Annotated in this window: 15 protein-coding genes; 10 read left to right on the top strand and 5 right to left on the bottom strand. The window is 71.0% G+C overall.

From position 1 onward, the window contains the following. Positions 1–35: 35 nt before the first annotated feature. Positions 36–473 (bottom strand): hypothetical protein, encoded by a 438-nt coding sequence (locus LGR69_RS28920; protein WP_230368204.1) that lies wholly within the window; start codon positions 471–473, stop codon positions 36–38. A 267-nt stretch (positions 474–740) separates the two neighbouring features. Between LGR69_RS28920 and LGR69_RS28915 the strand changes: the two genes are divergently transcribed. Genes LGR69_RS28915 through LGR69_RS28900 form a run of 4 tightly spaced genes read left to right on the top strand, consistent with a single transcriptional unit; the run spans position 741 to position 3,502 of the window. Beyond that, positions 741–1,199 (top strand): DUF2948 family protein, encoded by a 459-nt coding sequence (locus LGR69_RS28915; protein WP_007567957.1) that lies wholly within the window; start codon positions 741–743, stop codon positions 1,197–1,199. Between the two features lie 19 nt (positions 1,200–1,218). Continuing rightward, complete coding sequence (hisD, locus tag LGR69_RS28910; protein WP_230368203.1) at positions 1,219–2,514, top strand: histidinol dehydrogenase; 1,296 nt, start codon at positions 1,219–1,221, stop codon at positions 2,512–2,514. A gap of 10 nt (positions 2,515–2,524) precedes the next feature. Continuing rightward, positions 2,525–3,007: a UPF0262 family protein gene (locus LGR69_RS28905; protein WP_007567961.1), complete on the top strand. Its 483-nt coding sequence runs from the start codon at positions 2,525–2,527 to the stop codon at positions 3,005–3,007. A 24-nt stretch (positions 3,008–3,031) separates the two neighbouring features. Continuing rightward, a complete protein-coding gene (locus LGR69_RS28900; protein ID WP_007567963.1) occupies positions 3,032–3,502 on the top strand; it encodes an arsenate-mycothiol transferase ArsC in 471 nt (156 codons plus the stop codon). Here the strand turns inward: LGR69_RS28900 and LGR69_RS28895 are convergent. Continuing rightward, positions 3,480–3,980, bottom strand: coding sequence for a DUF1203 domain-containing protein (locus LGR69_RS28895; RefSeq protein WP_230368202.1), 501 nt, complete (start codon positions 3,978–3,980; stop codon positions 3,480–3,482). The two genes, LGR69_RS28900 and LGR69_RS28895, sit on opposite strands and share 23 nt — an antisense overlap. Positions 3,981–4,213: 233 nt before the next feature. Between LGR69_RS28895 and LGR69_RS28890 the strand changes: the two genes are divergently transcribed. Further along, a complete protein-coding gene (locus LGR69_RS28890) occupies positions 4,214–4,657 on the top strand; it encodes a hypothetical protein (protein WP_230368200.1) in 444 nt (147 codons plus the stop codon). Positions 4,658–4,733: 76 nt separating this feature from the next. Here the strand turns inward: LGR69_RS28890 and LGR69_RS28885 are convergent, their stop codons facing one another. Beyond that, complete coding sequence (locus LGR69_RS28885; protein WP_230368198.1) at positions 4,734–5,051, bottom strand: hypothetical protein; 318 nt, start codon at positions 5,049–5,051, stop codon at positions 4,734–4,736. A gap of 143 nt (positions 5,052–5,194) precedes the next feature. Beyond that, complete coding sequence (locus tag LGR69_RS28880; RefSeq protein ID WP_230368196.1) at positions 5,195–5,887, bottom strand: transglutaminase-like cysteine peptidase; 693 nt, start codon at positions 5,885–5,887, stop codon at positions 5,195–5,197. A 527-nt stretch (positions 5,888–6,414) separates the two neighbouring features. Here LGR69_RS28880 and LGR69_RS28875 point away from each other — a divergent pair. From LGR69_RS28875 to LGR69_RS28855, 5 genes are all read left to right on the top strand, one after another. After that, positions 6,415–7,680, top strand: coding sequence for a glutamate carboxypeptidase (locus tag LGR69_RS28875; RefSeq protein WP_230368194.1), 1,266 nt, complete (start codon positions 6,415–6,417; stop codon positions 7,678–7,680). A gap of 261 nt (positions 7,681–7,941) precedes the next feature. Continuing rightward, on the top strand, positions 7,942–9,141 hold the full coding sequence (locus tag LGR69_RS28870) for an FIST signal transduction protein (RefSeq protein WP_230368193.1): 1,200 nt from the start codon (positions 7,942–7,944) through the stop codon (positions 9,139–9,141). Beyond that, positions 9,138–10,484 (top strand): ATP-binding response regulator, encoded by a 1,347-nt coding sequence (locus LGR69_RS28865; protein WP_230368192.1) that lies wholly within the window; start codon positions 9,138–9,140, stop codon positions 10,482–10,484. The genes LGR69_RS28870 and LGR69_RS28865 overlap by 4 nt, the downstream gene beginning before the upstream one ends. A 159-nt stretch (positions 10,485–10,643) precedes the next feature. Then, the gene (locus LGR69_RS28860) at positions 10,644–12,038 is read left to right on the top strand and encodes an MFS transporter (protein ID WP_122161376.1); all 1,395 of its coding nucleotides are present in this window, start codon (positions 10,644–10,646) and stop codon (positions 12,036–12,038) included. 85 nt (positions 12,039–12,123) lie between these two features. Beyond that, positions 12,124–12,921: an SDR family NAD(P)-dependent oxidoreductase gene (locus LGR69_RS28855; protein ID WP_230368191.1), complete on the top strand. Its 798-nt coding sequence runs from the start codon at positions 12,124–12,126 to the stop codon at positions 12,919–12,921. A 98-nt stretch (positions 12,922–13,019) separates the two neighbouring features. Here the strand turns inward: LGR69_RS28855 and LGR69_RS28850 are convergent, their stop codons facing one another. After that, positions 13,020–13,391 (bottom strand): SWIB/MDM2 domain-containing protein, encoded by a 372-nt coding sequence (locus LGR69_RS28850; protein WP_007567987.1) that lies wholly within the window; start codon positions 13,389–13,391, stop codon positions 13,020–13,022. Positions 13,392–13,620 lie beyond the last annotated feature (229 nt).

Raw genomic sequence — 13,620 nt, 5'->3', positions numbered from 1 at the left:
CGTATTGTCTCGCGCACGACGCCGCCTGAGACGCCTCAGCCGCCGATCTGCCCGCGCTTGTACCCGAAACCGGGTATCTCGCAGCCGCAGGGCGCGTTGTACGGGGCGGGACGGGTCGGGCAATCGTCTCGGGCCGTGACGCAGATGCTGCCGCTGCGCCAGCGCCGGTCGTAGCGCGGCCGATCCCAATCGTCGTCCGGGGGCGGAGGGGGCGGGGGCGGGCGCCGACGCGGGCGGTCGTAATCGTCGTAGGGCGGCGGTGGCGGGGGCGGAGGCCGGCGGGGCCAATCGTCGTCCGGCGGCGGCGGCGGGGGTGGCGGCCGACGGCGGCGGTCGTACTCGAAGCGGTCCGGCCCGGGGCGGCCGTAGATGTAGACATCCGCGTCCGGGCCAACCTGCGCGCGCACCGGGACGGAGATCAGCTGTGCCAGGGTCAGGGCGGCCAGGGCCGCGAGCGGGATCCGTTTCACCATCGTCGTCCTGCCTCGAATCGTCGCCTCTTCGTCCGGCCGCCCGTCTCGACGGAGCCCGGTCGGCCTCCTTTTGGGCGCGCTCGCTTGCGCCGAACCGGTGTTCGGGCCGGCGGCGAGCGCATGAGCGTGAATCGGATGAACCGCCGCCGAGACGGCGATCCCGGCCCCGGCCGTTGCCCGCGCCGGGTCTGACCGCTACCTACGGCCTGCCGCGAAGCCGCCGCCGTCGCACTCCGCCCGCGCCCCGCTATCCCCGAGGATCCTTTCATGGAGCTGCTCAAGCTCGCCGCCCTCGATACCGAGGACCTGACCGTGATCTCCGCGCACCTCCAGGACGCGATCCTGCGCCCGGAGGATCTGACCTACCTGGCGGGCGAGCAGCGCTTCCTGATGGTCGTGCGGCGCTTCGACTGGACCCCGGACGTCCCGCCCCGCCGGCGCCTGGCTGGGGTGCATTTTGAGCGCGTCCTGCGCGTGAAGACCCGCGGCCTGGCACCGGGCGACGCGATGCCGATGAGCCTGCTCGCCCTGACCTTCGAGGCGACCGACGCGCCATCCGGCCATATCGACATGGTGTTCTCCGGCGGCGCCGCGGTCCGCCTGGAGGTCGAGTGCATCGAGGTCCGGATGAAGGATCTCGGCCCGGTCTGGGAGGCGGTCGCCCGCCCCGGCCACGCGATCGATCCCGAGATCGACGCCATCCCCGCCCCCGGCCCGGCGGCCTGAGACAGACGAAAGACATCCGATGGTCCGGCTCGACAGCCAAGCTCCGAATTTCGCCGCCGACTTCGCGCGGCTGCTCACCGCCAAGCGCGAGATCGCCGAGGATGTCGACGAGGCGGTCCGCGGCATCATCCACGAGGTCGTGACCCGCGGCGACGCCGCCCTGGTCGAGTTCACCCGGCGCTTCGACCGGCTGGGTGCGGAGTTTTCCGCCGACGCGCTGCGGATCACAGAGGCCGAGATCGACGCGGCCGTGGCCGCCTGCCCGGCCGAGGCGCTGGACGCCCTACGCCTGGCCGCGGAGCGGATCGAGGCGTTCCACGCGCAGCAGAAGCCGCAGGATTACCGGTCGACGGACGCGCTCGGCGTGACCTCCGGCTGGCGCTGGACGGCGCTGGAATCGGTCGGCCTCTACGTGCCGGGCGGGACGGCGAGCTATCCGTCCTCGGTGCTGATGAACGCCGTGCCGGCCCGGGTCGCGGGGGTGCCGCGGATCGTCATGGTGGTGCCGACGCCCGACAACACCCTCAACCCCCTGGTGCTCGCCGCCGCCCAGCTCTCCGGGGTCCACGAGGTCTACCGGGTCGGCGGCGCCCAGGCGGTCGCGGCCCTGGCCTACGGCACCGCCAGCATCGCGCCGGTGGCGAAGGTGGTCGGCCCGGGCAATGCCTGGGTGGCCGCGGCCAAGCGCCGGGTGTTCGGCCAGGTCGGGATCGACATGATCGCCGGCCCGTCCGAGGTGCTGATCCTGGCCGACGGCCACGCCAATCCGGACTGGATCGCCGCCGATCTCCTGGCTCAGGCCGAGCACGACACCGCCGCCCAATCGGTGCTGATCACCGACAGCGCCGCGCTGGCCGAGGCGGCGGAAGCCGCCGTCGAGCGTGCGCTCACCACCCTGCCCCGGGCCGAGATCGCCCGGGCGAGCTGGCGCGATTACGGCGCAATCATCCGGGTGCAGGATTTCGACGAGGCGGTGCCGCTGGTCGACCGGCTCGCCCCCGAGCACCTGGAGATCGAGACCCAGGATGCCGAGGCGCTCGCGGGCAAGATCCGCAACGCCGGGGCGATCTTCCTGGGATCGCACACCCCGGAGGCGATCGGCGACTATGTCGGCGGCCCGAACCACGTGCTGCCCACCGCCCGCTCGGCCCGGTTCTCCTCGGGCCTCGGCGTCCTGGACTTCATGAAGCGGACGACGATTCTGGCCTGCACCCCGGAGAGCTTGCGGGCGCTCGGCCCGGCGGCGATAACGCTCGGCCGGTCGGAGGGTCTGGAGGGTCACGCCCGCTCCGTCGCGATCCGGTTGAACCTGTGAGGGTGTGGGGATGGCCGAGAAGCAGCGCGGGCCGAACCGCCTCGCCAAGGTAAGCCTGGACGAGGCGTCCATCGCCCGCGGCAACCCGGATCAGGAGCACGAGCGGGCGATCGCCCTGTTCGACATCCTGGAGGACAATTCCTTCACCATCCCGGGCCGGGAGGGGCCCTACGCGCTGACGCTGGGCCTCGTCGAGAACAAGCTGTCCTTCGCGATCAGCACGGTGGACGGCGAGCCGGTGATGACGCACCTCCTGTCGCTGACGCCGTTCCGACGGGTGATCCGCGACTACGAGATGATCTGCGAGAGCTACTACAACGCGATCCGCACCGCCTCGCCGTCGCAGATCGAGGCGATCGACATGGGCCGGCGCGGCCTGCACAACGAGGCGTCCGAGACGCTCAAGCAGCGCCTCGACGGCAAGGTCGATCTCGACCACGACACGGCGCGCCGCCTCTTCACCCTGATCTTCGCCCTGCACTGGAAAGGCTAGGGCGCCCTCCGGCCCCGAGCGGCGATGGCTGAGCCCTTTCCCGAGACCACCCCGAAGAAGCGGCGGGTGCAGTCGGTCCTGTTCATGTGCAACTACAACGCCGTGCGCTCGGCCGCGGCCGAGGCGATCGCGCGGGCCTATTTCGGCAAGTCGACCTACGTCCAGTCGGCCGGCGTCCGCTCGGGCGAGCCCACCGACCCGTTCATGATCGCGGCCCTCGACGAGGTCGGCATCGACGCGAGCCGGCACCGCCCCCGCACCGTCGAGCAGCTCGAGGATTGGGAGGGGCTGAACTTCGACCTGATCATCACGCTCTCGCCGGAGGCACACCACCGGGCCCTCGACCTGACCCACACGATCGCGGCCGATGTCGAGTACTGGCCGACGCCGGACCCGACGCTGCTGCAGGACGCCTCCCGCGAGCAGCGCCTGGAGGCCTACCGGGACGTGCGCGACGGGCTCACCCGGCGGATCAAGGCGCGGCTGAAGACCTAGCCGCGACGCGCTCCACCCGGGACAGAAGGCAGCCGGGCCGCGCGGTGTGGACGTTGACGAAGGCCGTGCGGGGATCGTCCAGGGCGCGCAGCAGCGGCGCGTCGACCTCCGCGCCGGGACAGACATGGCCGAGGTCGTACAGGCAGAGATCCTCCGCGTCGTAGGCCCGGACCGACACCAGGGCGTTGGCGCGGATGATCGGGGCGACGACGTCCGCCGCCTCGAAGCCCGGGCAGGGCTGCGCGTGCAGGAAGATCGGGCTCGGGGTCCAGTAGATGCCGCGTGGGCGCCCGAGATCGTAGGAGCCCAGCAGCATCGGCGCGCCCGGTTCGGCGCAGAGCAGGCAGCGCCGGCACGGAAATCCGCCCGCACCGGTCGCCGTCACCCGCCGCAGCAGGTTGTCGAAATCGTCGCGTCCGCTGCGGCGGAAACGGTCGGCGACGGCGGCGTCGATCGGGATGCAGCGATATCGGGTCATGGATCTCTCCGGGGCCCCGAAACCGTGCCGTCCAGCCGGCCGGAAAACGTCCCGTTCCTTGCTGCCGCGTCCCGGTTTCCCCGCCCATCGAGGGCCTGAGCCGTGCCGCCGCGACGGCCAAAACATTTCGCCAGCGAATGTAACCGCCCCGTGATTCCCCTGTCCGCGGAAAGTTCCTCACGCCCACAAATTGCTATAGTTTCCGAGACCGTCAATCGTTTCGGAAAAATCTCATGTTCAAGGCGCGATTTCTTGCAGTATCCGCCTGCGCCGGCATCTTGTCTTGCGCGCCGGCAAGAGCACAATGGAGCCCCGTCGGGGGCCTATTGAATGTCGCGGTCACCCAAAACTGCACGTTGACCTCGGGGAATATCGCCACCGCGACGCGAGACGGCATGTTCCTGTGCCCGGCCCGGGCGGAGCTGGTCGACTCCCAGGTCAAGGACGCGAGCCACTTCTATGTCGTCCATGAATACGGTCTTCTCGCCATCAGGACGAACTCGGATAAGCTGGCGGATTGCTGGGCCGCGCACCAGCTCGCCCGCGCGCCGAACGGGCCGCACTACGTCAAGCAGTGGATCACGCACTGGAGCAATTACGGCATGACCCGCCCGACGCTCGGCACGCCGGCGCAGAGGATCGCCAATGTGCGGGCCTGCTGCGCCTGCGGGATCTAGCGGTGTCGCGCGCGATCGGGTTGCGGCCGGCTGCGCGCCCGTTGCGTCGCTCGGAGCGTGAGCGCGCCTCGGCGGCTCACCCCCGGCTGCTGACCAGCCATGCCCGGATGCGGCCGGCGAGCCTGGGCCGGGCGCGGGCGACGTCGTCATCGTCCAGGAGCGGGGAGCGCGCCAGGGCCGCGAGATAGGCCTCCTCGGCAGCGCGGCAGGCGCGGAACGCGGCATCCGCGGCGGGATCGGGATCCGTGAGCGCCGCTTGGATCCGGAAGTTGCGGCTCAGGCATTCGCGCCAGCTGCCGTGGCGCATCTCGGTTTCGCTGCCGGCGCGCGCAGGCCCGGTGACGAGCAGCAGCGCCGCGAGCAGGGCAGACGATACGAAGGTGGCTGGCGACATGGATCGGGCACTCGGTCCAGCGGCAGAGTGCGTCCAGAGGGTTAGCGAAGGGTTAAGTGAGCACCGCAATACCGGTGCAGATCACGAGCCCGCGGGCCCCCGACACGAGAATCCCCGGCGCCCGAGCGGCGCGGCCGAAGCGATCAGCGGTTGGCGGTGGTGACCGGCGAGGTGACGCCGCCGAGGGAAACCCAGGCCGTGGCGTCCTGGCTCTCGCGCTTGATGAACACGTAGCCGGTCTTGTGCCACGGCACGATCGCGTTGGTCTTGTTGTCGAGGACCATATCGCCCCGGTCGGTGATCAGGGTGAGGACCGCGTGGCCCTCGCCTTTCTCGTCGATCACCACGGTCATCCGCATCGCCCGGCGGGGCAGGCCGGCCTCGGCCAGCAGGTGGCGCTTGAGCAGCTGGAAATCCTCGCAATCGCCGATGCCGTCCTCGGCGAGGTCCCAGCGGTCGGCGACGTGGAGATGCTCCATGTCGGTCTTCGGCTCGACCGACTTGTTCACCCGGCGGTTGACCGAGACGATCGTCGCCCAGATCGCCGGGGTCAGGCTGATGCGGGCCGGCTCGCTCCGGTCGACCGTGCATTCGGCCGCGTAGGCCTGGCAGAACGTCACCCAGGCCGCGATCGGGCGGGCGGCGCCCTGGGGCTCGGCCCCGAGCTGGGGAGACGGCAGGCTCGCGAAGGTCTGCGCCTGACCGGCATTGGCGCCGAGCCCGGCGAGGCACAGGGCAGCCCAGGCGAACCCGGCCAGAACGCGACGGCGGCGGGAAACCCGACGCGGCGCAGAGCTGGCGACCGAACCCTGCACCTTGGAAGCCGCGAACCGCATCGCCGTGACCCAACCGTTAAGCTCTCGTTAACGAAAGCTCTCACGCCGGGGGGCCGGCGGCAATCGGCGGCTTAACAAAAGGTTAATGCTGTGCGCAACGCGGATGGCGCGGGATTTTAACGGGCTGTGGCGCCGGCGCCCTTCGGGGTTTGGCCGACGCGCAAAATCGTGAACGTTCTCAACGCGGATCCGGTCGTTCGGCCGCTGTCACCCGGGTGCCGCATCCGCGAAAATCTGTGGGCGGCCGGCGACCACGGGGCGTCACCTACGGCGCATGCACCGCCATCCAAAGTTCAGGAGACGCGGCCGGGCTCAGCCGGATTCCTTGGAAACGGCGAGCAGCAGCGTCCGAAATCGGGGCCCGTCCGTGCCGGCCTGCTGTGCCTCCGAACGTGAAAAATCCGCCCGATGACGGGGCGCCTCGCGAGGAGCGCTCGCGCCCGCGCATCGCCCTGGGGGCGGTTGGCGTTGCGTGCCGGGTCGGCCGTGCTAAGTCGCCGTCGCTTGACAGCCGGTAAGGAGTGTCCGTGCGCGCGACCGCCCCCCTCATCCTCACCCTGTTCCTCGCCCTGATGCCCCGCCCCGCGCTTTCGGCGCCGGACGAGGCCGTCTACGCGGCGGTGAAGGCCCAGAACGAGCCGTATCGCGAGACGCTGAAGGGCTTGGTCGACGTCGATACCGGCACCGGTCAGGTGCCGGGCCTCGGGAAGGTCGAGGCGACCCTGCGGGGGCTGCTCGAGGGGCTGGGCTTCTCGGTGGAGGCCCGTCCCGCCCCGGCGCTGGGCGGCAACACCCTGGTCGCGACCAAGCCGGGCAAGGGCCAGCGCCGGATCATGATGCTGGTGCATTACGACACCGTGTTCGGCGAGGGCGACGCCGCCAAGCGGCCGTACACCGAGCGCGACGGCCGCGCCTACGGCCCGGGCGTCGCCGACGCGAAGGGCGGCGTTGCGATGGTCCTGCACACCGTGGCCGCGCTGAACGCCCTGCATTTCGACGGCTACGGCACCCTCACGGTCGTGTTCAATCCCGACGAGGAGCGCGGGTCGCCCGGCTCCCGGGCCGAGATCGGCAAGGTCGCGCGGGGGCAGGACGTCGTCCTCTCGTTCGAACCCTCCTTCGATGAGGCGGGCGTGGATGCGGTCACGGTGGCGACCAAGGGCATCAACTACGCGAGCCTGACGGTGAAGGGCCGCGCCTCGCATGCCGGCGGGGCGCCGGAGGCCGGGCGCAACGCCGTCGTGGAGATCGCCCACCAGATCCTGCAGCTCCAGGATCTGGGCGACGCCGACAAGGGCACGAGCCTGCACTGGACCATCGTCCAGGGCGGCACGAAGCCGAACATCATCCCGGACGCGGCGAAGGCGGAGGGCGACATGCGCTACTTCGTGCCGAGCGAGTATGACCGCGTCCTGGCCCAGGCCCGGACGATCATCGAGCGGCACCGCGTGCCGGACACCGAGGTGCGCTTCGACCTCGCCAAGGGCCGGCCGCCGCTGCCGCGCAACCCGGCCACGCAGGACCTCGGCGCGCGTGCCCGCGCGATCTACGCGGAGCTGGGCGCCGATCTGAAGCTTGCCGAGATCGGGGGCGGCACGGATGCGGGCTACGCCTTCCAGCCGGACAGCCCGGGTAAACCGGCGATCCTGGAATCCCTCGGCATCGTCGGCGGACGCTACCACAGCGCCGACGAGTTCGCGGTGCTGGCGAGCATCACGCCCCGTCTCTATCTCGCCACCCGGCTCGTCATGGAGGCGTCGAAGGCGGACGGGACCAAGGACGGGACCAAGTAGGCCTCCGCCGCGCTCCCGGCTCGCGCACGCCCGCCGCCGAAGCGGACGCCGGTCCGGCGGGCGGATCCGATCAGATCCGCCGATCGGAATCCAGGCCCTGCAGCGGACGTCCGCCCTCGGCATTGTTCCGGTCGGGGCGCCCCACGACGCCCCGTTGCGCAGATCGGTTGTGCACGACATACTCCCGTTAAGACTCTGAAGAGCGCGCGGAAAGTGCGCCGAGGGGACACCAGGGGATGGAACGTGGCTCAAGGACCGGGAGTGCGCCGCCATCTGTGCGGCATCTGGACCGCCTGGTCGGAGGCGGCATCGCCGGACGCCGCGGTCGGTGAGGTCGCGCGGGCGATCGGTACCCCTTCCCTGTCCCAGGTCGTCGCGTTCTTCTCGGCCGATTACGATCCCGAGATCCTGGCCGCCGCCCTGGAGGCCCGGTTTCCGGGCGTGCCGGTCGCGGGCTGCTCGATGTCGGGCGGCATCGCGCCGTCCGGCGGCCTCGACCGGGGCCTCGTGGTCATCGCGTTCCCGGCCGAGCGCTTCCGCATCGTCTCGACCGTGCTCGCCGCCATCGACCAGCTCGATGTCGAGCGCACCGCCTCTTCCGTGCGCGCCCTGCGCCGGACCCTCGATCCCCCCGGCGCCTGCCGCGAGGCCGAGGCGCCGGCGGCCGGCGGCCGCTTCGCGCTGTCGCTGATCGACGGGCTCGCCAACGCGGAGGAGACCGTCGTCTCGGCCATCGCCTGGGCCCTCGACGGCATCCCGATCGTCGGCGGCTCGGCCGGCGACGATTTGCGCTTCCGCGACGCGGTGCTGCTGCATGGCGGCCGGATCCACCGCAAGGCGGCGGTGCTGGTGCTGGTCGAGACCGATTGGCCGTTCGAGATCTTCAAGAGCGACAATTTCGAGCCGACCCAGACCAAGTTCGTGGTCACCGCCTCGGACAGCGAGCGCCGCACCGTCCACGAGCTCAACGCCGAGCCGGCGGCGCGGGAATACGCGATGGCGATCGGCCTCGACCCCGAGGGCCTGTCGCCGATGAGCTTCGCGGCCTACCCGCTCGCCGTGAAGGTCGGGGGCGAGTATTTCTGCCGCTCGATCCGCCGCGTGAACCCGGACGGGTCGCTGAGCTTCTTCTGCGCCATCGACGAGGGCGTGGTGCTGACGCTGGCCGAGCCGCGCGACATCGTCACCTCAACCCGGGCCGAGCTGACGCGGCTCGACACGGCGCTGGGCGGCGTCGACCTGATCATCGGCTTCGAATGCGTGCTGCGCCGGCTCGATGCCGAGAGCCGTCAGGTGGGCCACGGCATCGCCGACCTCTACCGCCGCTACAACGTCGTCGGCTTCGAGACCTTCGGCGAGCAGTACCGGGCCATGCACCTGAACCAGACCTTCACCGGCATCGCCATCGGCAAGGGGCTGAACGCGCGCGACGGCGCCGGCGACGCCCCGGCCGCGCCATGACCCTGCACCCGTCCGGGCTCGAGACCGACGCGTCCCTGCGCCGGCGGATCGAGAAGCTGGAGCGGATCAACGCCGCGCTGATGTCCCATGTCGAGCGCAGCATGGATCAGCGCGGCAGCGCCTACTCGCTGTTCCAGACCGCGATCATGCTGGAGGGGCGCGTCCGCACCCGCACCGAGGAGCTGACCGGGCTGATGCACCGGCTGGAGCGCTCGAACGCGGCGCTGGCGGCGGCCAAGGAGGAGGCCGAGACCGCCAACCGCTCCAAGACCCGCTTCCTGGCGGCGGCGAGCCACGACCTGCTGCAGCCGGTCAACGCCGCCCGCCTGTCGATCTCGGCGCTGGACGACCTGCCGCTGCCGCCCGAGGCGCGCGCCATCACGGGCCAGGTCGAGCGGGGTCTCCAGACCATCGAGGACCTGATCAAGACGCTCCTGGACATCTCCAAGCTCGATGCCGGCATCGTCCGGCCGCAGCTGCAGGCGGTCTTCCTGCCCGACCTGCTGGCCGAGCTGGCGGAGAGGTTCAAGCCCTTCGCCGAGCGCAAGGGCCTGCGGCTCGCGGTGCGCTGCCCGGAGCTGACCGTCACCAGCGACGTGATGCTGCTTCAGCGCATCCTCCAGAACCTGGTCTCGAATGCCATCCGCTACACCGCCACCGGCGGCATCGTGCTGGCGGCGCGCCGGCGCGCCAGCGGGGTGCGGATCGACGTGACCGATACCGGCTGCGGCATCGCCGCCGAGGAGCGCGACCTGGTCTTCGAGGAGTTCTTCCGGGGCGGCGCCCGGACGAGCAGCGCGGAGGAGCCGGGCCTCGGCCTCGGCCTGTCGATCGTCCGCCGGATGGCCCAGGCGCTGGACCATCCCCTCACCCTCGCATCCCGGCCCGGCCACGGCACCCGGGTGACGCTGGGCCTGCCGATGAGCTCGATTCCGGCTGCCACGGCGCCCCCGGTGCCGGTGGCGACCCGGCTCTCGGGCGCCCATGTCCTCGTGGTCGAGAACGATGCCGCCACGGCCGACGCCATGGCGCGCCTGCTGCAGAACTGGGATGCCCGGGTCTCGACATTCCGCGATCTCGCCGGCGTGCGCGGGGCGATCGATGCCGGGGCCGCGCTGCCCGACATCCTGGTGCTGGACTACCATCTCGACGACGGCGTTTGCGGGCTCGACGTCGCCGCCTATCTGCGCGGCCGATCTACGCGTCCGCTCCCCGCGATCGTCACCACCGCCGACCATTCCGAAGCGATCGAGGCGCGGGTGGCGGAGGCCGGCGCCGAGCTGGTCCACAAGCCGGTCAAGCCCGCCCAGCTCCGCTCATTGCTCACCTACATGCTGGCCTGACGAACAATCCCGTCCGCGCCGTGACATAGGACACGCCGCAGCCCTCGACGCTGTGCCGCGGCTGCGCGAGAGGGAACCGGCATCCGCGGTGCATCAGCGCCCGGGTCTCCCCACGCAATCGACGTCGCCGGCCCTCCGGGACGCCGCAGGAGCGCGCGCATGGCGCAGGTCCCGGCCGGTACAGGCGTCCCCGCCCAGCATGACGGCCTGCCGCCGCGGGAGCGGGTCCTGGCGATGGCGGCGATCGGGCTGGCCATGACCATGGCGGTGCTCGACGGGGCGATCGTCAACGTGGCGCTGCCCGTGATGGCCAAGGACCTCGCGGTGAAGCCCGCCGACGCGATCTTCGTGGTCAACGCCTACCAGATCGCCGTGACGGCGAGCCTCCTACCGTTCGCGTCGCTCGGCGACATCTTCGGCTTCCGCCGGGTCTACCTGCCGGGGCTCGCTCTGTTCGTGGCGGCCTCGCTCGCCTGCGCGCTGGCGCCGAGCCTGCCGCTCCTGATCGTTGGGCGGATCGTCCAGGGGCTCGGCGCCGCGGCGATCATGAGCGTGAATATCGGCTTCGTCCGGTTCATCTACCCGCACCGCATGATCGGACAGGGGGTCGCCAACGTCGCCCTGGTGGTGGCGGTGGCCTCGGCGGCGGGGCCGACCGTGGCGGCCGCGATCCTGTCGGTGGCGAGCTGGCCCTGGCTGTTCCTGGTCAACGTCCCGGTGGGGCTGCTCGCCCTGGCGGTGGCCACGCGCACCCTGCCGGCGACCCCGGCGAGCGGGCGGCGCTTCGACCTGGTGAGCGCGGTCCTCAACGCGCTGACCTTCGGCCTGCTGATCATCGGCATCGACGGGCTCGGCGACCCCGAGGGCCGGGCGATCGCCGTCGCGGAGCTCGTCGGCGCCCTGGTGATCGGCACGGTCTTCGTGCGCCGCCAGATCCGGCTGCCCGCCCCGCTCCTGCCGGTGGACCTGCTGCGGATCCCCGCCTTCGCCCTGTCAATGGCGACCTCGGTGGCCTCGTTCTGCGCCCAGATGGTGTCCTACGTCGCGCTGCCGTTCTACTTCCAGGACGTGCTGCACCTTTCCAGCACCCAGACCGGCTTCCTGCTGACCCCCTGGCCGATCGCGGTGGCCGCGATGGCGCCGATCTCGGGGCGCCTGGCCGACCGCTACCCGCCGGGGCTGTTGGGCGGCATCGGGTTGGCGATGCTGGCTGCCGGCCTCGTCTGCGTGACGCTCCTGCCCGAGGCGCCCGCCACCATCGACATCGTCTGGCGCCTGACCCTGTGCGGGCTCGGCTTCGGCCTGTTCCAGTCGCCCAACAACAAGGTAATCGTCACCTCGGCGCCGCGGGAGCGCGCCGGCGGCGCCAGCGGGATGCAATCGACGGCCCGGCTCACCGGACAATCGCTCGGCGCCGCCCTCGTGGCGGTGATCTTCGGGCTGACCCACGGGCTGGGCGCCGAACGGGCCGTCACCTGGTCCCTCGTCTGCGCGGTGGCGCTCGCCACGATCGGCGGCTGCGCCAGCGTCCTGCGGCGGGGTAAGGGCGGTTAGGCGGGCCCGGCATGCCACCGACCGGCCCGGCGCGCGTTGGCCGGAGATCCACAATCCCGCGTTCCCAGCCCCGGAGCCTCCGTCCATGGATCTCGACCTCACCGGCAAGAAGGCCCTCGTCACCGGCTCGACCGGCGGCATCGGCTACGCCATCGCCAAGGAACTCTGCGACCTCGGCGCCGAGGTCGGCATCAACGGCCGCACCGCCGAGCGCGTCGAGGCGGCGCTGACCCGGCTGCGCGCCGAGACAAAGGCCGGCCGGGTCTTCGCGGCGCCGGGCGACGTCGCCAGCGCGGAGGGGGTCGATGCCCTGACCCGGGCCCTGCCGGCGGTGGACATCCTGGTCAACAACACCGGGATCTTCGAACCGAAGCCGTTCTTCGAGATCCCGGACGCGGATTGGCAGCGCTTCTACGACGTGAACGTGATGAGCGGCGTGCGCCTGTCCCGCGCCTACGCGCCGGCCATGGCCGAGCGCGGCTGGGGCCGCGTGATCTTCATCTCGAGCGAGTCCGGCATCAACACGCCGACCGAGATGGTCCATTACGGGATGACCAAGACCGCACAGCTGGCGATCTCGCGCGGCCTCGCCCAGACGGTGGCCGGCACCGGCGTGACGGTCAACAGCGTGCTGCCCGGGCCGACCCTGTCGGAGGGCGTCGCGGAATTCATGACGCAGATGGCCGGAGGGGCGAAGGATGCCGACCTCGACGCGATGGGCCGGGCCTTCGTGGCCGAGCATCGCCCGTCGTCGCTGATCAAGCGTCTCGCGACGGTGGAGGAGGTGGCGAGCCTCGTCGCCTATCTCTGCAGCCCAGCAGCGAGCGCCACGACGGGCGCTGCGCTGCGGGTGGATGGCGGTGTCCTGCAAGGTCTCGCGTAGACCGCCTCGGGCGAAACGGTCATCGGCTCGGGGCCGTCCGGCCCCGTTTGATCGCGCGCCACCGGTCCGGCGTAAGCGCCGGACACGGGCTTAGCCGATCAAGACTTCAGGTGAGCCGCGAGATGCTTGTTCATCTCGAACATGGAGCACTTGTCCTTACCGAAGACCTTCTTGAGCTTGTCGTCGGCGAGGATCTCGCGCTTGTTCTCGGGGTTCTGCAGGTTGTGCTTCTTGATGTAGTCCCACACCTTACTGACCACCTCGCCGCGCGGCAGCGGGTTGGTGCCGACGATCGCGCCGAGATCCGCCGACGGCTTCAGCGGCTGCTGCAGGGCGTTCGGCTTCGCACCGGCGGCCTTGGTGGCGGCAGGCTTGGCAGCCTTCGCGGGCGCGGCCTTGGCGGCCTTCGGCTCGTCAGCCTTCGTGGTCTTGGCCGCCTTCGGCGCAGCCTTCTCGGTCTTCGTGGCCATAAACTTCCTCCGGTTCTCGGGCCGCAGGCCGGGGCATGAGCGCCCCACGGCCGAGCCAGCATAGCAGCAACTAAGCGGTGCTGCCGCCGTTCCAAGGGGAAATCGCCTTCGCGGGCCCCTCATCCACAGGGCACGCGCGGAAATCCACACCCGAACCGGCCGATCTGCACCGCCGCGCAGAACATTCCGTCGGCCTTGCGCGCGCGAAACCTGATCTTAACGGTGGCGC

Source organism: Methylobacterium brachiatum (assembly GCF_020523825.1).
Lineage (GTDB): Bacteria > Pseudomonadota > Alphaproteobacteria > Rhizobiales > Beijerinckiaceae > Methylobacterium > Methylobacterium brachiatum.
Note: the sequence above shows the minus strand (reverse complement) of the source record. Positions and strands in the feature narration are given on the sequence as shown.